At 70.8% G+C, this 20,260-nt stretch carries 22 protein-coding genes and 1 riboswitch; of the genes, 6 read left to right on the top strand and 16 right to left on the bottom strand.

The annotated features are described in order from the left end of the window. Window positions 1–3: 3 nt before the first annotated feature. The 13 genes from G545_RS0108675 to nirK all read right to left on the bottom strand — a co-directional run bounded on the left by G545_RS0108675 (window position 4) and on the right by nirK (window position 12,305). The gene (locus G545_RS0108675; protein WP_027070031.1) at window positions 4–732 is read right to left on the bottom strand and encodes a sulfite exporter TauE/SafE family protein; all 729 of its coding nucleotides are present in this window, start codon (window positions 730–732) and stop codon (window positions 4–6) included. Continuing rightward, entirely contained in the window at window positions 722–982 is a 261-nt protein-coding gene (ccoS, locus tag G545_RS15345; protein WP_027070030.1) for a cbb3-type cytochrome oxidase assembly protein CcoS, read from the bottom strand. Before ccoS ends, G545_RS0108675 begins: the two co-directional genes overlap by 11 nt. Next, window positions 979–3,435: a heavy metal translocating P-type ATPase gene (locus G545_RS14215; RefSeq protein ID WP_052347300.1), complete on the bottom strand. Its 2,457-nt coding sequence runs from the start codon at window positions 3,433–3,435 to the stop codon at window positions 979–981. Before G545_RS14215 ends, ccoS begins: the two co-directional genes overlap by 4 nt. 9 nt (window positions 3,436–3,444) lie before the next feature. Beyond that, window positions 3,445–4,020 (bottom strand): FixH family protein, encoded by a 576-nt coding sequence (locus G545_RS14210; protein WP_052347299.1) that lies wholly within the window; start codon window positions 4,018–4,020, stop codon window positions 3,445–3,447. After that, a complete protein-coding gene (locus G545_RS0108655; RefSeq protein ID WP_027070029.1) occupies window positions 4,020–5,570 on the bottom strand; it encodes a 4Fe-4S dicluster domain-containing protein in 1,551 nt (516 codons plus the stop codon). Before G545_RS0108655 ends, G545_RS14210 begins: the two co-directional genes overlap by 1 nt. Before the next feature lie 8 nt (window positions 5,571–5,578). After that, window positions 5,579–5,887: a hypothetical protein gene (locus G545_RS0108650; protein ID WP_027070028.1), complete on the bottom strand. Its 309-nt coding sequence runs from the start codon at window positions 5,885–5,887 to the stop codon at window positions 5,579–5,581. Continuing rightward, window positions 5,884–6,825 carry a cytochrome-c oxidase, cbb3-type subunit III gene (gene ccoP, locus G545_RS0108645; RefSeq protein ID WP_027070027.1) on the bottom strand — a complete coding sequence of 314 codons (942 nt, stop codon included), beginning with the start codon at window positions 6,823–6,825 and terminating at the stop codon, window positions 5,884–5,886. Before ccoP ends, G545_RS0108650 begins: the two co-directional genes overlap by 4 nt. Then, a complete protein-coding gene (locus G545_RS14205; protein WP_036136692.1) occupies window positions 6,822–7,031 on the bottom strand; it encodes a CcoQ/FixQ family Cbb3-type cytochrome c oxidase assembly chaperone in 210 nt (69 codons plus the stop codon). The genes ccoP and G545_RS14205 overlap by 4 nt, the downstream gene beginning before the upstream one ends. Before the next feature lie 3 nt (window positions 7,032–7,034). Next, on the bottom strand, window positions 7,035–7,649 hold the full coding sequence (ccoO, locus tag G545_RS0108635) for a cytochrome-c oxidase, cbb3-type subunit II (RefSeq protein WP_027070026.1): 615 nt from the start codon (window positions 7,647–7,649) through the stop codon (window positions 7,035–7,037). Between the two features lie 19 nt (window positions 7,650–7,668). Continuing rightward, entirely contained in the window at window positions 7,669–9,165 is a 1,497-nt protein-coding gene (ccoN, locus tag G545_RS0108630; protein ID WP_081677805.1) for a cytochrome-c oxidase, cbb3-type subunit I, read from the bottom strand. 266 nt (window positions 9,166–9,431) lie between these two features. Continuing rightward, the gene (locus G545_RS0108625; RefSeq protein ID WP_027070024.1) at window positions 9,432–9,998 is read right to left on the bottom strand and encodes an SCO family protein; all 567 of its coding nucleotides are present in this window, start codon (window positions 9,996–9,998) and stop codon (window positions 9,432–9,434) included. Further along, window positions 9,995–10,765 (bottom strand): formylglycine-generating enzyme family protein, encoded by a 771-nt coding sequence (locus G545_RS0108620; protein WP_027070023.1) that lies wholly within the window; start codon window positions 10,763–10,765, stop codon window positions 9,995–9,997. The genes G545_RS0108625 and G545_RS0108620 overlap by 4 nt, the downstream gene beginning before the upstream one ends. Window position 10,766: 1 nt before the next feature. Continuing rightward, the gene (nirK, locus tag G545_RS14200) at window positions 10,767–12,305 is read right to left on the bottom strand and encodes a copper-containing nitrite reductase (protein ID WP_081677804.1); all 1,539 of its coding nucleotides are present in this window, start codon (window positions 12,303–12,305) and stop codon (window positions 10,767–10,769) included. A 181-nt stretch (window positions 12,306–12,486) separates the two neighbouring features. Between nirK and fabA the strand changes: the two genes are divergently transcribed. From fabA to G545_RS14195, 3 genes are all read left to right on the top strand, one after another. Further along, on the top strand, window positions 12,487–13,002 hold the full coding sequence (gene fabA / locus G545_RS0108610; protein ID WP_027070022.1) for a 3-hydroxyacyl-[acyl-carrier-protein] dehydratase FabA: 516 nt from the start codon (window positions 12,487–12,489) through the stop codon (window positions 13,000–13,002). 1 nt (window position 13,003) lies between these two features. Further along, complete coding sequence (fabB, locus tag G545_RS0108605; protein ID WP_036136695.1) at window positions 13,004–14,239, top strand: beta-ketoacyl-ACP synthase I; 1,236 nt, start codon at window positions 13,004–13,006, stop codon at window positions 14,237–14,239. 123 nt (window positions 14,240–14,362) lie between these two features. Next, window positions 14,363–14,911 (top strand): hypothetical protein, encoded by a 549-nt coding sequence (locus tag G545_RS14195; RefSeq protein WP_036136697.1) that lies wholly within the window; start codon window positions 14,363–14,365, stop codon window positions 14,909–14,911. A gap of 40 nt (window positions 14,912–14,951) precedes the next feature. On the opposite strand, the gene bioD is transcribed toward G545_RS14195, so the two are convergent. Beyond that, window positions 14,952–15,668 (bottom strand): dethiobiotin synthase, encoded by a 717-nt coding sequence (gene bioD / locus G545_RS14190; protein ID WP_052106650.1) that lies wholly within the window; start codon window positions 15,666–15,668, stop codon window positions 14,952–14,954. A 78-nt stretch (window positions 15,669–15,746) separates the two neighbouring features. Between bioD and G545_RS0108590 the strand changes: the two genes are divergently transcribed. The 3 genes from G545_RS0108590 to btuB all read left to right on the top strand — a co-directional run bounded on the left by G545_RS0108590 (window position 15,747) and on the right by btuB (window position 18,841). Then, complete coding sequence (locus G545_RS0108590; protein ID WP_027070020.1) at window positions 15,747–16,229, top strand: GAF domain-containing protein; 483 nt, start codon at window positions 15,747–15,749, stop codon at window positions 16,227–16,229. After that, complete coding sequence (locus G545_RS14185; RefSeq protein ID WP_081677803.1) at window positions 16,226–16,585, top strand: TfoX/Sxy family protein; 360 nt, start codon at window positions 16,226–16,228, stop codon at window positions 16,583–16,585. The genes G545_RS0108590 and G545_RS14185 overlap by 4 nt, the downstream gene beginning before the upstream one ends. A 6-nt stretch (window positions 16,586–16,591) precedes the next feature. Further along, a riboswitch (cobalamin riboswitch) is annotated at window positions 16,592–16,831 on the top strand. Window positions 16,832–16,966: 135 nt separating this feature from the next. Further along, on the top strand, window positions 16,967–18,841 hold the full coding sequence (gene btuB, locus G545_RS0108580; RefSeq protein ID WP_027070019.1) for a TonB-dependent vitamin B12 receptor: 1,875 nt from the start codon (window positions 16,967–16,969) through the stop codon (window positions 18,839–18,841). A 115-nt stretch (window positions 18,842–18,956) separates the two neighbouring features. On the opposite strand, the gene G545_RS15785 is transcribed toward btuB, so the two are convergent. Then, window positions 18,957–19,220 (bottom strand): hypothetical protein, encoded by a 264-nt coding sequence (locus tag G545_RS15785; RefSeq protein WP_169449570.1) that lies wholly within the window; start codon window positions 19,218–19,220, stop codon window positions 18,957–18,959. Then, window positions 19,148–20,218 (bottom strand): BCCT family transporter, encoded by a 1,071-nt coding sequence (locus tag G545_RS14180; RefSeq protein WP_197050201.1) that lies wholly within the window; start codon window positions 20,216–20,218, stop codon window positions 19,148–19,150. Before G545_RS14180 ends, G545_RS15785 begins: the two co-directional genes overlap by 73 nt. Window positions 20,219–20,260: the final 42 nt, after the last annotated feature.

The following is a 20,260-nucleotide window of genomic DNA, read 5'->3' as shown; positions in this document are numbered from 1 at the left end:
AACTCAGTGCGCCTGCGGCGGCAGGCAGCCCAGCGCGGCCAGCAGCCCGTGGAGCCCGGGGACCTGCATCAGCCAGGGCGAGAGCATGGTGAGCACGCCGGCAAGCAGCACCAGCGAGCCGGCCGCGGTGCGCAGACCTCCGCGCTGGAGGCGCTGCCCCAGGCGCGCGCCGGCCCAGGTCAGCGGCAGCATCATCGGCAGCGTGCCCAGGCCGAACGCGGCCATGGTCAGCGCGCCGTTGCGCGCGTCCGCCTGCAGCCAGGCGGCGGCCAGCATGGTGGTGCTCAGCCCGCACGGCATCCAGCCCCACAGCATGCCCAGCCCGATCCGCCGGGCGGGCGTGTTGGCCGGCAGCATCCGCCGTTGCAGCGGCCGCAGCCATTGCCACAGGGTGTTGCCGGAGCGCGAGAGGAAGGCGAGCCGGCCCTTGCGGTCCAGCAGCCGCAGCGCGGCGACGACCAGCACCAGGCCCACGGCCATGCGCAGGCCCCAGCCGAGCCAGTCGATCCGCGCCACCTCGACGATGCCGCGCCCGATGCCGCCGGCGATGAGCCCGGCCAGCACATAGCCCAGCACGCGCCCCAGGTTGGGCTGCAGCGCCACCCACCAGCTGGCGCGGGGCGCCATCGCCGAGAAGCCGGTGGCGATGCCGCCGCACATGGCCGCGCAATGCACCCCGCCCAGCAGGCCGGTGAGCAGGGCCGCGCCCAGGGTCAGCCAGTCAATCGGCACCGGGGTTCCTGTCCGTGCGGTCGTCTCCGGCCGGCCGCTCATCGGCATCAGCCGTGCCCTGCATGGCGGCAGCGCGGCGCGCCTCCACGCGCGCGCGGGTGGCGCGCTCGGTGGGGTCCTCGCGCAGGATGTCGATGGCCGGCGTGTCCAGGTCCTCGAACTGGCCGCGGCGGACCGCCCAGACAAAAGCCAGGATCGCGGCCACCAGCAGGACCAGCGCCAGCGGGATCATCAGCAGCAGGATGTTCATGCGGGGGCCTCCAGGGGCTGGCTCGAGTCCCGGCGACGGTCGCCGCGGCGGGACAGCCGCAGGGCGTTTACGGTCACCACCAGCGACGACAGCGCCATGCCCAGCGCGGCCAGCCACGGCGTCACAAGGCCAGCGGCGGCGAGCGGGATCGCCAGCACGTTGTAACCGGTCGCCCAGGCCAGGTTCTGGCGGATCACCCGCTGGCCCTTGCGCGCGACCTCGATCGCCTGCGGGATCCGCAGCAGGGTGGGCCCGGTGAGCACCAGGTCGGCGGCGCGCTGGGCCAGGGCCGCGCCCTCGCCCACCGCCAGCGACACATCGGCGCCGGCGAGCACGGGCGCGTCGTTCAGCCCGTCCCCCACCATCGCCACGACGCGCCCTTCGGCCTGCAGCGCACGGGCAAAGGCCAGCTTGTCCTCGGGGGTCTGGCGGGACCGCGGATCGGCGATGCCCACGCGGGCGGCGAAGCGCTCCACCGGCGCGGCTGCGTCCCCGCTGGCCAGGTGGACGCGCAGGCCGAGTCCGCGCAACGCCTCCACCGCGGCGGCGGCGTCGGGCCGCTCGGCCTCCGACAGGCGGAAGCGGGCCACCGCGCGGGTGCCGTCGCCAAGCCAGACATGGTCGTCGTCCGGCTCGCGGCCGCCGGTGGCGTAGGCCGCGCGCCCGAGCCGCCAGGCCGTCCCATCGACCTCGCCGCCAATCCCCTGCCCCGGCACCGCCTGCACGCCCGAGGCGACCGGCACGGCGTCGACGCCGGCGAAAGCGCGGGCGATCGGATGCCCGCTGTCGCACTCCAGCGCGGCGGCGATGCGCAGCACGCCCTCCCGGTCGTGGGCGGGGTCCAGCACCTCGATCGCGGCCAGCTCCGGGTGTCCGTCGCTGAGGGTGCCGGTCTTGTCGAACACGATGTCGGTGACGCCCGCAAGGGTTTCCAGCGCGTTCTCGCGCACCGCCAGCACGCCGAGGCGGGCGAGCGCGCCGTGGGCGGAGGTCAGCGCCGAGGGCACCGCCAGCGACAGCGCGCACGGACAGCTGATCACCAGCAGGGCCAGCGTGACCTCGAAGGCGCGGGAGGGGTCGTAGATGCGCCAGCCGAAGTAGACCAGCAGGGTCGCGACGATCAAGCCGGCGACGAAATGGTGGGCGATGCGCCCCGCGCTGCGGGCCAGCTCCGGGCGCTGCGACTGCGCCTGCTCGACCAGGTGCGACAGCTCGGCCAGGCGGGTCCCGGCGCCGATGGCGAGCACTTCCAGCCGGGTCGGGCGCTCGCGGCAGACGGTGCCGGCGTACGCGATGTCGCCGGCAACGTGCTCGACCGGGGCGGGCTCGCCGGTCAGCAGGGCTTCCTCCAGCCGCGCCGGCTCCAGCAGGCGCCCGTCGGCCGGTACCACCTCGCCCACCGCGACGCAGGCGATGTCCCCCACCTCGAGTGCGGCGAGCGGCACCGATTCGCGGGTGCCGTCGGGCAGCTCGCGGGTGGCGAAGGCCGGGCGCGCCCGGGCCAGCGCGTCCACCTGCGCCGAGGCAACCGCGCGCGCGCGCTTTTCCAGCATGCGCGCGGCCAGCAGCAGGAACACGAACATCACCGCCGCGTCGTACCAGACGTGGTCGTGGCCCTGCACGGTGGCGACCACGCTGGCGAGGTAGGCCAGCAGGGTGGAACTGGCGATAAGCGTGTCCATGCCGAGCTGGCGGTTACGCAACTCGCGCCAGGCGCCGGACAGGAACGGCCATCCGGAATAGAACACCACCGGCGTGGACAGCAGGAAGGTGATCCAGCGCAGGAAGTCGCGCGCCGGGATCGACATGGTGTTGTTGAAGTCCAGGTACAGCGCCTCGGCGACCATCATCGCCTGCATCGACGCCAGCCCGGCGATCCCGATGCGGATCAGGTCGCGGTTGCGCTCGGCGCGGCGGGCCTTCTCGCGCTCCTCGCCACCGGCCAGGTACGGCTTGTAGCCCAGTGCCAGCAGCCGCTGCAGCGGCAGCGACAGGATCGTCTTCTCCGGATCCCAGGCCAGGCGGATGCGGCCGGTGACTGCGTTGGCGCTGGCCTCGATCACGCCCGGCTCGCGCACCAGCGCGCGGTCGATCAGCCAGGCGCAGGCCGCGCAGCGCATGCCGTCGGTCAGCAGGGTGACCTCGCGGCCACCCGGGATCTCGCGCACGTGCTCGGCCTGGACCTCGCTGCGGTCCCAGACCGACAGGTCGACGGCCTCGGTGCCCACCCGGCCGGCGTGCTCGCTGCGCAGGCGGTAGTAGTCGTCCAGCCCGGCCTCGTCGATCCACTGCGCGGCCGCGGCGCAGCCGTCGCAGCAAAAGCGCTGCTCGACGCCATCGACGCGGTGCACCGCCGGCTGCGCCGGCAGCGGCTCACCGCAATGGTGGCAGGTAGCGGCCGCGGTCACCGCGCTGGCGGTCCCCCCGGCCTCCCATGGCAGCGTTGCGGACATCGCATGCGCCTACTGCGCCTGGCCGTTGGCGAACGGCTGGCGCGGCGCGTCGTCGGGCGCGCCCAGGTCCATCGACGGCCGCAGGCTCACGGCCTGCTGGCCCGCCGGCAGGCGGCCGTGCAGGCGCCACTGGCCGTCCATCGGCTCCAGCCGCACCCGCCAGGCGTGCTCCACGCCGGGCGTGCCGTCGGCCCGCCAGCCGGTCTCGGTCGGCTGGACCTCGAAGGCCTGGTCGCCGTCTTCCAGCGCCGGGTGCAGCAGGTGCAGCCGCAGCGGGGCCTCGCGGTCGAAGTCGCCGTTGACCGGGAGCACCTCGACGAACGCGCCCTCCAGGTCGATCCGTGCGATCGCGCTCAGCCGCATGTCATGCGCAGTCTGGTCGGGGCCCAGGTCGGCGGTCTGGATCTGCGCGGTGCGCTGGACGTCGTCGGGCACGACGTCGGTCGCGCCCTCGCCACCGGCCAGGATGATCATGATGATCCCGGCGATCACGACCGCCACGGGCAGTCCGATCACCAGCCACATCACGGGCTGGCGCCAGGGCGAGGACCGGGTCCCGGTTTCCTGCTGGTTCTTTTCAGTCATCACATCGGTCCGAAGAAGCTGCTGTCGACGGTCTCGCGGGCGCTGCCGTCGGCGCTCTCGATCACGAAGGTCACGTCATGGCGGCCGCGGGTGTCGGCCGGCGCGGTCAGTTCCACCGGCACCGAGAGCACCTGCGCGGGCCCGGCATCGACCTGCACGCGCCCGCCGCCGCGCAGCGAGATCGCGGGGTTGGCCGACTCCAGCGTCACCACGTACTGCTGGGCGGAATCGGTCTTGTTTACGAGCTTGAGGGTATAGACGTTGTCCACGTCGTCCCCGACCACCCGGTACAGGGCGTTGCGGTCGCGCAGCACATCGGCGATCAGGGTGCTGCGGGCGCCAATGCCCCAGGCAAAGGCGACCACCAGCGCCAGAAGGAACGCCCCGTACACCAGGATCCGCGGGCGCAGGACCCGGGTCGGCTCGCCGTCGATGGCGTTCTGCGAGGTGTAGCGGATCAGGCCACGCTCGTAGCCCATCTTGTCCATGACGTCGTTGCAGGCATCCACGCACAGCCCGCAGGCGATGCACTCGTACTGCAGGCCGTTGCGGATGTCGATGCCGACCGGGCAGACCTGCACGCACATGGTGCAGTCGATGCAGTCGCCCAGCTCCTCGGGCTTGAACTTCGGCAGCGGCGCGGCTTCCTGGTCGCCCGCATCGAAGGTGATCACGCCACGCGCCTGCGCCCGCGAATCCGCCGCGCTGGGATGCTTGGCCGCCCGGAACACGTAGTCGTAGGCCGTGAACTTGTCCAGCAGCTCACGCCCGCGCTGGGCCACGCTGCCCAGCCCGCGCTTGCGCGGACCGCGCGGTTCGCCGCGCATCGGGTCGTAGGCGATGATCAGCGTGTTGCGGTCGAACATCGCGCTCTGGAAGCGCGCGTACGGGCACATGTACTTGCACACCTGCTCGCGCAGGAATCCCGCGTTGCCCCAGGTGGCCAGGCCGTAGAAAAACACCCAGAAGGTCTCCCAGCCGTTCCAGGCGAACGGCCAGGCCCGGGCGGCCAGGTCATGGATCGGGGTGAAGAAGCCGACGAAGGTGAAGCCGGTCCACACCGCGAAGACGAACCACAGGAAGTGCTTGGCGCCCTTGCGCAGCACCTTCTCGCGGGTCCACGGGCCGGCGTCGAGCTTCATCCGCTTGCTGCGGTCGCCCTCGGTCCAGCGCTCCATCCACAGGAACACCTCGGTCCAGACCGTCTGCGGGCAGGCGAAGCCGCACCACAGGCGCCCGGCCAGCGCGGTGACGAAGAACAGCGTCAGCGCCAGGATGATCAGCAGCAGCGCGAGGAAGCTGAAGTCCTGCGGCCAGAAGGTCAGGCCGAAGACGTGGAACTGCCGTGCGGGCAGGTCGAACAACACCGCCTGGCGGCCGTCCCAGCTGAGCCACGGGAAGACGTAGAACATGCCCAGCAGCCACCACACGGCGAGGCGGCGCAGGCGGTCCAGCTTTCCATGCACGTCACGGGGATAGACCTTGCGCTCCTTGACGTACAGCGAGTCTCCGCCGCCGTCGAGCAGGTCGATGTCGATCTTCTTGCTCACTGTTCCCTTTACTTGCCGCCCTCACGGGGCAGCGTTCGGTTGAACCGGCTCGCCGGGCGCAGCAGCCACCAGGTGAACAGGCTCGAGGACGCGGTCGCCAGCCAGAACATGAAGAAGGCGATCGTGTAGCCCATCGACCGGGTGATCTCGACACCCGGGAAGGTGATGTCCCGCAGTTCCAGCGGGTCGACGAAGGCGAAGAACACCATCGTCGCCACGCCCGCGGCGAAGAAGCTTGGCCAGCCGATCGCCCCGATCCGCTGCGCGAGCGGACGGGGCGGGTAGTCGAGCCGCTGGGAGGGCGGGATGCGCGTCACCGCGTGCCTCCCGCGGCACCCTCCGCGTTGGGCTGGTTGGACAGCGACCAGACCCAGGCGGCGACCAGGCGCGAACGGGTTTCGCCGAGCAGCTCGCGGTGGGCGGGCATGACGCCGTGGCGGCCGTTGGCGATGGTCTCGTACAGGCTTTCCTTGCTGTCGCCGTACATCCAGTAGTCGTCGGTCAGGTCCGGCGCGCCGAGCGCCTGGTTGCCGGTGCCGTCGATGCCATGGCAGGCCACGCACACGCCCTCGTACAGGCGCTTGCCCTGGGCGGCGAGGAAGTCGCTGCCGACCGCCTCCTGCGAGTGGCCGAGGGTGCGCACGTAGGCGATCACGTAGTCGACCGCGTTCGGGCCGCCCATGCCTTCGAGCACGGTGCCCCACTCGGGCATGATGCCTTCGCGCCCGTCGAGCACGGTCTGCAGGACCTGCTCGGGCTCGCCGCCCCAGTGCCAGATGTCGTCGGCCAGGTTCGGGTACCCGATCGCGCCCTGCGCCGAGGAGCCGTGGCAGGTCGCGCAGGTGTTGGCGAAGATCGAGCGGCCCAGTTCCATCGCCACCGGGTCGGCGGCCAGCGCCGGGAGCGGCTGACCCTGGTAGGGGCGGAAGGTTTCTTCCAGCCGCGCGTCGGCGGCCGCCTTCTGGATCGCGTGCTCCTGCGCCGAGCTCCAGCCGCTGACGCCGGGGATCGAACCCATGCCACCGAACCAGATCAGGTAGCCGATGCCGAAGGCGATCGCGATGTAGAAGCCGGTGATCCACCAGCGCGGCATCGGCTTGTTGTACTCGGTGACGTCCTCGTCCCAGTAGTGGCTGGTCTCCTCCGGGCGCGGGTCACCGGGGCGACGCTTGGCCGTCCACCACAGCAGCCACGCCACGCCGAGCAGGTTCAGCGCGGTCAGGGCGATGATGTACCAGTTCCAGCCCATGCTCATGCTTGCGTCCCCTTCTTGGTGCCGCGCCCGGCGTCCGGGCCATTGCCGTTGCCGTTGCCGGCGTTCTTGTCCCGGGCGTCCTGCTCATCCTCGACCGCCAGCCGGGCCGTGGCGTCGAAGCTCTTCTTGTTGCGCGGCAGCCACGCCCAGATCGCAATGGCGATGAACAGCAGCAGCAGGAACAGGGTGATGATTCCCGACAACATGGCTCAGCTCCCGCGCGGCGCGTAGCGGCCCAGCCCCTGGAGGTAGGCGACGACCGCGTCCAGCTCGGTCCTGCCCTCGACCTCGGCCGCCGCGGCCTCGATCTCCTCGTCGGTGTACGGGTCACCCAGCTTCTGCAGCCGGCTCATGCGCAGCTGCACGGCCTCCGGGTCGACCAGGTTGCGCTCCAGCCAGGGGAAGGCCGGCATGTTCGACTCCGGCACCACGGCGCGCGGGTCGATCAGGTGGACCCGGTGCCAGTCGTCGGAGTAGCGGCCGCCCACCCGCGCCAGGTCCGGCCCGGTGCGCTTGGAGCCCCACTGGAACGGACGGTCGTAGACCGACTCGCCGGCCAGCGAGTAGTGCCCGTAGCGCTCGGTCTCGAAGCGCAGGGTGCGCACCATCTGCGAGTGGCAGTTGTAGCAACCCTCGCGGACGTAGACGTCGCGCCCGGCCAGCTCGAGCGCCGGGTAGGGCTTCATGCCCGGCAGCGGCTTGATCGCCTCGGCCTGGTACATGAGGGGGACGATCTCGGCCAAGCCGCCCAGGGACACCGCGATGGCGACCAGGACGGCGAGCAGGCCGATGTTCTTCTCGAGTTTCCCGTGTGCAATGCTCATCGAAACTTCCTCAGGCCGGTCAGCTGCGGGCGGTGTCGGGGTGCGGCGGGATCACCGGGTTGGCGACCGGCGCCTCGACCGACTTCCACGTCTTCCAGATGTGCCAGCCCATCAGCACCATGCCGGCCAGGATCAGGATCCCGCCGAACAGGCGGCCCAGGTAGTACGGGTAGGTGACCACCAGCGACTCGACGAAGCTGTAGGTCAGGGTCCCGTCGGGGTTGGTGGCGCGCCACATCAGGCCCTGCGAGATGCCGGCAATCCACATCGACACGATGTAGAACACCACGCCCAGGGTGTGCATCCAGAAGTGCACGTCGACCAGGCGGGTGGAGTACATCCCCGCCGCGCCGATCAGGCGCGGGTACATCGAGTAGATCGAGCCGACCACGATCATCGCCACCCAGCCCAGGGTGCCGGCGTGCACGTGGCCCACGGTCCAGTCGGTGTAGTGCGACAGCGAGTTGACCGTCTTGATCGACAGCAGCGGGCCCTCGAAGGTGGCGATCATGTAGAAGCTGATGGCCACGATCAGGAACTTCAGGATCGGATCGGTGCGCAGCTTGTGCCACACCCCCGACAGGGTCAGGATGCCGTTCATCGCGCCACCCCAGGACGGGGCCAGCAGGACGACCGAGAACACCATGCCCACCGACTGCGCCCAGTCCGGCAGCGCGGTGTAGTGCAGGTGGTGCGGGCCGGCCCACATGTACAGCGAGATCAGCGCCCAGAAGTGCACGATCGACAGCCGGTAGGAGTAGATCGGGCGCTGCGCCTGCTTGGGCACGTAGTAGTACATCATCGCCAGGAAGCCGACGGTCAGCAGGAACGCGACCGCGTTGTGGCCGTACCACCACTGCGCCATCGCATCGACGGCGCCGCTGTAGATCGGGTAGGACTTCCACAGCCCGGCCGGGATGGCCAGGTTGTTGACGATGTGCAGCAGGCCCACGCCGATGATGAAGGCCGCATAGAACCAGTTGGCGACGTAGATGTGCTCGACCTTGCGCCGGGCCACGGTGCCGAAGAACAGCCAGCCATAGGCGACCCAGGTGACCAGGATCAGCAGGTCGAGCGGCCACTCCAGCTCGGCGTATTCCTTGCCCTGGGTGATGCCCAGCGGCAGGGTGATGACCGTGCCGACCATGGCCAGGTTCCAGCCCCAGAACACGAAGTACGCCAGCTTGTCGGAGATCAGCCGGGTGTGGCAAGTGCGCTGCACCACGTACAGGCTGGTGGCGATCAGCGAGGTCGCGCCGAAGGCGAAGATGACGCCGTTGGTGTGCAGCGGGCGCAGCCGGCCGTAGCTCAGCCACGGCGTGTCGAAGTTGAGCGCCGGCCAGTACAGCTGGGCGGCGATCAGCACGCCCACGGCCATGCCGACGATGCCCCAGAAGACCGTCGCGACGGTGAACCAGTGGACGATCTTGTCGTTGTAGTGGCCGGTGGCCGCGGCCTCCGCGCCCCGTCCGGCGGACACGGGGCCAGCCGCCACTGCGGCGTCTTGGACAGTCATGGGCAGACCTTCAGGATAGTTGCGGATATTGTGGGGGCCGGCTTCGTTGGCCGGCTTGACCGGGATCAAATCGCTCCCGCCAGGAGCGGTTCCCGGTGGGGCTGCGTGGGGGGACGCCCCCTTTCAGGGGCGGATCTGCCGGCGTGGCGCCGGCGCGCCTCAGTGCGCCGTACAGGATAAACCACACGCCCCCGGACGGGCGTGACACGGAGCGTTTCGACGGCCGGGTCCCCCGCCTCTATTCAGCCAACGGACAGTGTGCCGTTTCAGTCCACCGCAGCCCGCACCGCGTCGAGGAACGCGGGGTCCACCCGACTGCCGATCTTCTCGGTCCGGGCCAGCTCGCGACCCTGCGCGTCGAGCAGCACCAGCGGGCTGGTGTGGTTGAACTCGCCGTCGGCGAGTCGACGATAGCGCACTCCCAGCACCCCCGCGGCCGTGCGGACCTGGTCGGCCGGAGGCGCGGCCAGGCTCCAGCGGGTCGTGTCCAGCTTCCGCTGCTGGACCAGCTGGCGCAACGCGGCGGGATCGTCCCGCTCCGGGTCGATGCTGATCAGCACGATTCCCAGCTGGTCGGCGTGCTCGCCGAGATGGCGCTCGACCACCTTCCCGCTGTCGATGATCAGTGGGCAGATGAAGTGGCACGAGGCGTAGAACATGCCCACGACGCGCGGCTTGCCACGCAGCTGCCGCCAATCCAGCGCGCGTCCGTCCTGGTCGACCAGGTCCAGCGGCACCTGGTAGAGGGAGTCGCGCGGCAGCGGGGCCTCCGCGGCCACTCCCAGCGGGAGCGCGAGCATCGCGGCGAGCAGCAGGACGAGAAGTTGCTTCATGGCAGGCTCCTTGCGCAGCGGAATCCGAGGTTGCCGGTGGTGTGGGAGGCCTGCAGCGAGGACAGCATCGCCACCCGCATGAGCGTGGCGTAGTTCTCCCGGTCGCGCATCGACAGCGCGCCGGCCCCGCAGAAGCGCGTCGCGTCCGGGTCTCCCTGCAGCCGGTCATCGGCGTCCATCAGCAGGGCCGAGAAGTCGTCGGTCCACTCCCAGACCAGGCCGTGGATGTCCCGGACCCCATACGCGTTGGCGCCCTGCAGCCCGGCGCGCACCAGAGGGCGGTTGGAAGGCCGCGAGTACCACGCCAGGATGCGCTCGCGCCAGAGCGGGTCGTGGCGTGCATCGCGGCGTGTCTCGTCGGCGGCTGCGACGTACTCCCATTCGTTCCAGGTAGGCAGCCGCGCCTCCTGCGCCCTGCAATAGGCATCGGCGGCGAACCAGCTGACCTGGACGACGGGCCGCAGCGGCGCGTCGCCCGCTCCCGGCTCCAGGGCGCCGTCCCAGTGGGAGAGATAGCGGCCTTCGGCCATCGCCGTAGGAACCCGGTCGCGCCGCCACTGGGGGTTGTCCCGGACGAAGGCGGCGAACTCGGCGTTGGTGACCGGACGCTCCATCAGCGCGAACGCCTCGAGCCGCACTTCGCCGGGCACGTCCTCGTAGGCGAGCACGCTCCTCAGGCTGCCTGCCGGGATCTCGACGAACTCCGCCGTCGCCCCCGGGGGGGCGGCGATCCACAGCAACCCCGCCAGCACGACGGCGCGTCGCACGTCAGTGGCCCTCCGAGGCGAACGCCGGGTTGGTGGCGCGCGCTTCGGCCGCCTGCTCCTTGCTCACGCGACCTCCCGGATTGCCCCATGTGTTGAGCACATAGGTGGCGATGTTGGCGACCTCGTCGTCGGTGAGCTGCGGCATCGGCGGCATGATCGAGTTGTATTCCACGCCGTTTACGGTCACAGGACCCTGCATGCCGTGCAGAATGATCTGCGGAAGCTGCTCCGGATGCTCGGCAATGTAGTCCGAGCCCGCCAGCGGCGGGAACACCCCGGCGAGGCCTTCGCCGCTGGCCTGGTGGCAGGTCGAGCAGGTGCCGAGGAACAGCGCCTCGCCCGCGGCCACCTGCTGTTCGAGGGTCAGGTCGCCGGCCGATGCCGAGGACGCGGCCTGCGCCACCGCATCCATGTTGGCCTGCGCGCGGTCACCGAGGTAGACCTCGTCGACCTCCAGGCCCGAATAGATCTCCGGGTTCTCCTCGCCCGACACCTGCAGGATGCCCAGTGCACCCTTATTGAAGGCGCGCGTGAGGCTGTGGTCGACCAGCACGTAGCTGCCCGGAACCTCCAGGTGGAACTCCATCATCGCCGCGCCGCCGGCGGGGATCAGCGTGGTCTGAACGTTCTCCTGGAAGTTCGTGCCGCCCTCGTACCAGACCTTGTCGAAGATCTCGCCGATGACGTGGAAGCTGGAGACGAGGTTGGGTCCACCGTTGCCGACATACAGGCGGACGGTCTCACCCACGTTGCCCGTCAGCGCGTTGTCGCCCGTCAGCGCACCCTCCATGCCGTTGAACAGCACGTACGTTGCGTTTTCGTCGATGGCCTTCTCGAAGTCGAAGTTCTGCAGGCCTTTCTCCCGGTACCGGCCGGTCGTGTAGAAGTCGCCCTGGACCACGTGGTACTCGCGATCGACCTCGGGCAGGCCCTCCGGCGGCTCGACCAGGATCAGCCCGTACATGCCGTTGGCCACGTGCATGCCGACCGGGGCGGTGGCGCAGTGATAGATGTACAGCCCGGCGTTGAGCGCCTTGAAGGTGAACTGGGTGCGGTGCCCCGGCGCGGTGAAACTCGAGGAGGCGCCGCCACCGGGACCAGTCACCCCGTGCAGGTCGATGTTGTGGGGCATCTTGCTGTCGGGCATGTTGCGCAGGTGGAACTCCACCGTGTCGCCCTGGCGCACCCGGATGAAGCTGCCCGGCACGGTGCCGTCGAAGGTCCAGAAGGTGTAGTCCACGCCCTCGGAGATCGGCATCACCTTTTCGACCACGTCCATCTCGACGATGACCTTGGCCGGGTAGTCGCGACCTGTCGGCGGCGGCACCAGCGGCGGCGCGGTGGTGACCGCATGGATCGGCTCGCCCTGTGGAGGTCCGAAGTCGCCTGCACGCGAGCCACCGGTCCCGCCGTTAGTCCCTGTTTCGCTGTCGGTGCCGGCGGCGCCGGCGCGGTCCCCGGCCTCCTGTTCGGTGACGTTGCAGCCAGCCAGCACCAGCATGGTGGCTGCGAGCAGGGTGGCCAGGGTTCGTCCTGTCATGGTCAACGGTGCTCCGCGTGGGCGGCCGGCATCCGGCCGGGGGGTCCACCCTGCAGGCGTTTGCGCTTTGTTCATGTGAAGATGCGGCGACGAGTGCGGAACATGGCGGGTTGCGCCGGTCACCGCCGCGGGATTTCCAGACGCGGCACAATGGCGGGCCCTACGCGCCTTTCCGAGCCCAATGGAACGACCTTCCTCGTTTGATCGCGACCAGCTGCTGGCCTGCGCCCGCGGCGAGATGTTCGGCCCTGGCAACGCACGCCTGCCGGCGCCCCCGATGCTGATGTTCGACCGCATCACCGAGATCTCCACCGAAGGCGGCAAGTACGGCAAGGGCGTGATCCGCGCCGAGCTCGACATCCGCCCGGACCTGTGGTTCTTCGACTGCCACTTCATCGGCGACCCGGTCATGCCGGGCTGCCTGGGCGTGGACGCGATGTGGCAGCTGTGCGGCTTCTATCTGCCCTGGCTGGGCGAGCCCGGGCGCGGCCGTGCCCTGGGCGTGGGGCAGGTCAAGTTCACGGGACAGATACTCCCGGACGCGAAACTGGTGGCTTACGAGATCGACATCCGCCGGGTGATGCGCGGCAAGCTGGCCCTGGTCATCGGGGACGGGCGCACGCTGGTGGATGGGCGCGAGATCTACACCGCCTCCGACCTGCGGGTCGGGCTGTTCACCAGTACCGAGGGGTTCTGAGATGTCCGCTGCTGCAGACCGCCGCGTCGTCGTGACCGGGCTTGGTATCGTCTCCTGCCTTGGCAATGACGCCGCCGCCGTCGCCGATTCCCTGCGCGCCCTGCGCCCGGGGATCCGCCACGTCCCGGAGTACGCCGAGCTGGGGCTGCGCAGCCACGTGGCGGGCGTGCCCGACATCGACCTGGCCGCGGAGATCGACCGCAAGCTCAAGCGCTTCATGGGCGACGCCGCCGGCTACGCGTACGTGGCCATGCGCGAGGCGATCGCCGACGCCGGCCTGGACGAGGCGCTGGTGCACGGCGAACGCACCGGCCTGATCGCGGGCTCCGGCGGCGGCTCGCCGCAGTGGCAGATCGAGACCGGCGACCTGCTGCGCAACAAGGGCGTGCGCAAGGTCGGGCCGTACATGGTCCCGCGCACCATGGGCTCGACGGTGTCGGCGGCACTGTCGACCGCCTTCGGCATCCGCGGGCTGAGCTATTCGATCTCCGCCGCCTGCGCCACCTCGGCGCACTGCATCGGCGCGGCCGCGGACCTGATCCGCCATGGCGCGCAGGACGTGATGCTGGCCGGCGGAGGCGAGGAACTGCACTGGGGCATGACCTCGCAGTTCGACGCGATGGGCGCGCTGTCGACGAAGCACAACGACACCCCGGCGACCGCGTCGCGGCCCTACGACGCCGACCGCGACGGTTTCGTCATCGCCGGCGGCGGCGGCATGCTGGTGCTGGAGGAGTACGAGCACGCGAAGGCCCGCGGAGCGAACATCATCGCCGAGCTGGTCGGCTACGGCGTGACCAGCGACGGCGTCGACATGGTGGCGCCGTCCGGCGAGGGCGCGGTGCGCTGCATGCGCATGGCGCTGGAAGGCGCACGGACGCGTGGACGCGACCGGATCGACTACCTCAACACCCACGGCACCTCGACCCCGGTCGGCGACGTGGTGGAGCTGCAGGCGATCCGCGAGGTGTTCGGCGACGACGTGCCGCCACTGTCCTCGACCAAGGCGCTGTCCGGCCACTCGCTCGGCGCGGCCAGCGTGCACGAGGCGATCTACTGCCTGCTGATGATGCGAGACGGGTTCGTCGCCGGCTCGGCCAACATCGAGCAGCTGGACCCGAAGGCGGAGGGCTTCCCGATCCTGCGCGAGAGCCGGGACGCGGAGCTGGGCGCGGTGATGTCCAACAGCTTCGGCTTCGGCGGGACCAACGCGACGGTGATCTTCGCCCGCGCCTGAGGCGTCGCCGCCCATGCGGCCTGCGCCACGGCGATAGACCGGAGGGGACGCCTGCCTGACCTGGATCAGCTACCTTCGGCGGCGGAGGCCCCAACATGGGGCCGTCCGCAAGGAGGAAACGCCATGAAGATCCTTACCCCCGCACTCGCCGCAGCGCTTGCCGTTGCCGGTGGCCCGGCGCTGGCCCAGGAAGGCCACGGCCACGATCACCACGCGACCGCGGACCACGCGGCGCATGCCGCCCACGCCGCCAACCCGACCCACCAGCACGACCCCGACCACCACGCGGCGCACCACGGCGCGATGGAGATTCCGGCAGACCATGTGCCCTGGGCGCCCGACGCGCCCCTGATGGAGGGCATGCGCCGCGTGGGCGGGGCGGTCGGAACCCTCCGGCATCACGAGATGGGGCACCTGGCCGACGAACAGGTGCTCACCCTGGCCGAGGAGGTCGACGGGGCGATCGCCTACATGTTCGCCAACTGCAGCCTGGATCCGGAACCGGACATCGCGCTGCACGGTCTGCTGGCGCGGCTGATGGCGGGAACCCGCGACCTCGCGGAGGACCCCTCCGATGCCACGCCCGTCGCGGGAATGCGCGCGGCGGTGGAGGACTACCCGAAGCTGTTCGAGGACCCGGGGTTCACCGCGGACTTGGCGCCGGCGGAGTGAGCTGGGGCATCGCGCCGAAGCCGGCTCCGTCCGCGCCCGGCTAAAGCGCCCCCTGCCCCACTGGCGGCACCAGGCCAAGCGCTGCATCCGGAATCTCCACGTGCCGGGCCAGCGCCGCCGGGTCCACCGGGTCGGTGAAGGGGATCCGGCCCCAGCATGGGGCGGCGAGCCGTTCCCCCACGACACGGAAGCTCTCGTCCACGCGCTCCATGCCGGGGTCGACCTCGCAACCGATCCAGCCGGCCACCCGCAGGCCGTCGTCGGCGATCGCCCGCATGGTCAGCCGGGCGTGGTTGATGCAGCCGGTGCGCAGACCGACCACGAGCACCACCGGCAGCCGCAGGGCGCGCGCCACGTCGGCCTGGTCCAGCGTCGGAGACAGCGGCGCGGCCCAGCCGCCCACGCCTTCGACGACCAGCGTGCGGCCCGGCGCCTGCAGCCGCTCGAAGGCCTCCAGCAGCGGTGCGAGCTCGACGCTGCGCCCCTCCGCCATCGCTGCCAGCTCGGGCGCGAGCGGCCGCTCGAGCGCGTACGGGTTGAGGTCGTCGTAGGCCGGGCGCGGGTCGCTGGCCTCCAGCAAAAGCAGCGCGTCCTGGCTGCGCAGCACGCCATCGACGCGCGTCGAGCCGCTGGCCACCGGCTTCATTCCCACCGCCTCGCGACCGGACGCCCGCAGGGCATGCAGCAGCGCGGCGCTGGCCACGGTCTTGCCGGCGCCGGTGTCGGTACCTGTTACGTAGAATCCCGGGATCTCCATCCGGGCAGCATACGGGAGGGCGTTGCATGCGCCGCGTGGATCCCGGGTCCGGCCCTGGACCGCTGCTAGACTTGGCCCATGTTCACCACCTCCACCCTCACCGGTTCCAAGCCGGAGCAGTACGCGCAGCTGGCCGACCAGGCACGTGCGCTGCTGGCCGGCGAGCGCGACCGCATCGCCAACGCCGCCAACCTGTCGGCGCTGGTCTACCACAGCCTGCCCGACCTCAACTGGGTGGGTTTCTACTTCTTCGACGGCACCGAACTGGTGGTCGGCCCGTTCCAGGGGCTGCCGGCCTGCGTGCGGATCCCGCTGGACCGCGGCGTCTGCGGGGCCGCGGCCAGCAGCCGCCAGACGCAGCGGGTCGAGGACGTGGACGCGTTCCCGGGCCACATCGCCTGCGACTCGGCCTCGCGCTCCGAGCTCGTCGTGCCGCTGGTGCTCGATGGCGAGCTGCTGGGCGTGTTCGACCTCGACAGCCCCCGACCCGGCCGCTTCGATGCCGACGACCAGGCCGGGCTGGAGGCGGTCGCCGGCGTGTTCCTGGAATCGCTGAAGTGACCGCCGGCCTGCGCAACATCGGCCCCAAGTCCGCGGCCCTGTTGCGACAGGTCGGTTTGCACAGCCGCGAGGACCTGCGTGGCGCCGGTTCGGTGGAGGCGTTCCTGCGCGTGCGCCGTGCCGGCTTCAAGCCAACGCTCAACCTGCTGTACTCGCTCGAGGGCGCCCTGCAGGACTGCCATTGGCAAGCACTGCCACGCGCACGCCGCGAGGCCCTCGCCGCCGAGGTGGAGCGGGCAGGCCAGGAAGCGGGCGATCCGGCCGACCCGAAGGTCGCCGGGCCGGTGCGTACCACCGTGCACGTGGCCGACACCCTCCCGGCCGCCCCGCCAAGGGACCCGACCCCTTCGTCCTGATCGCGTACACTTGCCGCGCTTCGAGGTGACCCTGCGGCGTCCTGCCGCCGGGTTGAAACGGGAAGCCGGTGACGCCGCCGACGCGGCCATTCCGGCACTGCCCCCGCAACGGTAAGCAGGCGGCCTGCAGATGCAGGCCCGGCCGCGGCCACCGCCACTGTGCCCAAGTGCATGGGAAGGCGCCGCGGACGCGTCGCACCCGCGACGACTGCGAGTCCGGAGACCGGCCCCGGAGCCGACTGGTTGCGATGCGGAGGGCATGGCGGCGGCGATCCGGCACGCGTGCGCGCCCGTCCCCGTCCGTCCCGTTCTCCCGCGCGACTCCATGCACACCGCAGCACGCTGCCGGGGACGGCACGGCTGCGCCAGGAGAGTCCGTCCATGCGATCCACCCGCTCCACCCTCGCCGCCGCCGTGGCGGCCGCGCTTTCGCTGTCCACCCTCGCCCCCGCCGTCCACGCCGACCCGGCACCGCGCGTGCAGGCCACCGACCTCGACGAGGTGGTGGTGACCGCCACCCGCACCACGACAACGGTCGCCGAGGCACTCGCCCCGGTCGAGGTCATCGACCGCGCCGCCATCGAGCGCAGCCAGGCCCGCTCGCTGCCCGACCTGCTGCGCGGACGCGCCGGGATCTCGCTCTCGCGCCAGGGCGGCGCCGGCAAGCTCACCACGCTGTTCATGCGTGGCGCCGAATCCGACCAGACGGTGGTGCTGGTCGACGGAGTCAAGATGGGCTCCTCGACCTCCGGCCTGGTCTCCTGGCAGAACCTGCCGGTCGAGCTGATCGAGCGGATCGAGATCGTCCGCGGCCCGCGCTCCAGCCTGTACGGCGCGGACGCGATCGGCGGGGTGATCCAGATCTTCACCCGGCGCGGGGAGGCGGAGGGCTGGACGCCGCGTGCCCACGTGGGCGGCGGCAGCAACGGCGCCCATGAGTTCGGGACCGGCTTCGACGGCCGCAGCGGGCGCGGATGGTTCGGCGCCGACTACTCGTTCCAGCGCACCGAGGGCTACGACAGCTGCAACGTCGCCACGCCGACGCCGTTCGCCGGCGGCTGCTTCATCAGCGAGCCCGAACCCGACAGGGACGGCTACGTGCAGGACGCGCTGTCGCTGCGCGGCGGCTACGACTTCGGCGAGGCCTGGAAACTGGCCCTGCACGCCACGCGCAGCGAGGGCGAGAACGAGTTCGACGGCAACTTCAGCAACTACTCCGAGACCCTGCAGCAGGTGGTCGGCGGCACGCTGTCCTGGCAGGCGGGCGACCGCACGCGGGTGAGCCTGGCCGCCGGCCGCAACACCGACGAGTCCGACCAGTACAGCGATGGAACGCCCGCCGGCTGGTTCGGCACCGACCGCGACAGCGCCACGCTGCAGGCCGACTTCGACCTCGCCCCGGGCCGGGTGTTCACCGTGGGCGCGGACTGGCTGCGCGATCAGGTCGAGTCCGACACCGCCTATGACGTCGACACCCGCTCCAACCGCGCCGCCTTCGCCCAGTACCAGGGCCGCTTCGGCGCGCACAGCCTGCAGGCCAGCGCGCGCCACGACGACAACGACCAGTTCGGCGAGCACACCACCGGTGGCCTCGCCTGGGGCCTGGAGTTCGGCGGCGGGTGGCGGGTGAACGCCGGCTGGGGCAGCGCGTTCAAGGCACCCACCTTCAACGAGCTGTACTACCCGTTCTTCGGCAACCCGGAGCTGGGCCCCGAGGAGTCGGAGACGACCGAGCTGGGCATCGCCTGGCGCGGCGCGGCGTGGGACCTGCGGCTGGACGCGTTCGAAACCGAAGTCGACGACCTGATCGCCTTCGACGCCGCCCTGGGGCTGCCCAACAACATCGAACGCGCCCGCATGCGCGGCGCCGAGCTGTCCGCCCACGGCGAGCTGGCCGGCTGGTTCGTCGATGCGAGCGCGGGCTGGCTGGACACCGAGAACGGCAGCGGCTTCAACGCCGGCAACGAGCTGCCGCGACGGGCCGGCGAAAGCGCGCGGGTGGACGTCGACCGCAGCTTCGGCCGCTGGAACCTCGGCGTGACCGGCGTGGCCGAAGGCGCGCGGTGGGACGACGTGGCGAACACGATCCGCCTGCCCGGCTACGCCACCTTCGACCTGCGCGCCGAGTACGTACTCACGCCCGCGCTGACACTGCAGGCGAAGCTGGCGAACGCCTTCGACCGCGACTACGAAACGGCCGCGTTCTACAACGAACCCGGGCGGGAGTGGCACCTGACGCTGCGCTGGGCGCCGTAGGGCGCAATAGCCGCAGGCGTATTGCGCCGCATGCGGACGGGCATGTCTTCGTTTGCCATCCGGCGCAATACGCCGCCCCGGGGCGGCTATTGCGCCCTACGGGCGTGCGGGAGGATCACCCCTTCCCGCCCTCGAGGTCCTCGACATCATCCGCGTCCGGGGGGATTGCCGGATGCTGGTCCTTCGGCAACACCGCGGGCGTCAGCACCGAGGCGGTGTCCGTCTCCGAGGAGAAGGTCAGGAACGCCAGGTGCGCCTCGTAGCGGTCGAGCACGTCGTCGATCACCTGCTGCCGGGTCAGCCCCATCAGGTCGTAGCCGCCCGAGCCGGTCTGGGTGAACACCTCCAGGCGGTAGTAGACGTCCGTTTCGCGGGCCATGCGGCCTCGCCAGCGCGCTCCACAGGTTGAGCTCGGAGATCCAGCGGATGCCCCGGTCCACGCCCGAGGTGGTCGCACCGATGGTCAGGACCACGGCGCCGATGACCAGCGCGATCTGCCGCCAGCCCGTCCTGCAGCCCGAACAGCAGCGAGAAGCCGACGCTCAGCAGTACCACGCCGATGCCCATCGAGGTCGCCACGCCGAACACGGTGCCGACCAGTGCGATAGTGCTGATACCGTCGCCCAGCGGCCCGCGCACGCGTTTGCCCAGCAACGGGTAGAGCGCGGCCCGGATCGACAGCGGCATGCCCCACCGATAGGCGAAGTAACCCATCGCCATTCCCAGCAGCGCGTACATCGACCAGCCCGCGATGCCGTAGTGGAACATCGTCCACACCACCGCGTCCTGCACCGCCCGCGGCGAGCCCCCGTCGCCGGTGGGCGGGTAGAGGTACTGCGCCACCGGGCCGGTGACCGAATAGAACAGCATGTCGATGCCGACGCCCGCCGCGAACAGCATCGCCACCCAGGTGCCCAGCCCGTACTGCGAACGCGAGTGGTCCGGGCCCACCCGGACGTTGCCCTCCTTGGACAGCGCCACCCACAGCACGAAGCCGATCACCAGGGTGATGGTCACCACGTAGTACCAGCCCAGGTTGGTCGCGATCCAGTCGACGGTCGCCTTCATCGTGGTGCGTGCCTCGTCGGGCACCAGGCTGACCCAGACCGAGAAGGCCAGGATCACCACCGAGGCGATCACCAGCACCCGCCAGTTGGTCCGCGAGGCGCGGTGCTCGAGCAGTTCCTCCGGCCCTTTGCTCAGGTCGCTGCGCGATACCGGGGTGTCGTCCTCCTCGGCGCGCGCATGGGGACGCTCGCTGCCGCCGAAGCGGCGGCGCTCCAGCGGCGGCGGTGGCGGCTTGCCCGCCTTCCCGCCGGCCTGCCCGCGGCCGGGGTCCTGTTCGCTGGGTTCGCCTGGAGGTGGATCGATCGGCATGACTTCACTCCTTTCACGGGCGTGCCGGCCCGTGAAGGAGCA

This window comes from Lysobacter defluvii IMMIB APB-9 = DSM 18482 (assembly GCF_000423325.1).
GTDB lineage: Bacteria > Pseudomonadota > Gammaproteobacteria > Xanthomonadales > Xanthomonadaceae > Novilysobacter > Novilysobacter defluvii.
This window is presented reverse-complemented; position numbering and strand designations above follow the sequence as displayed.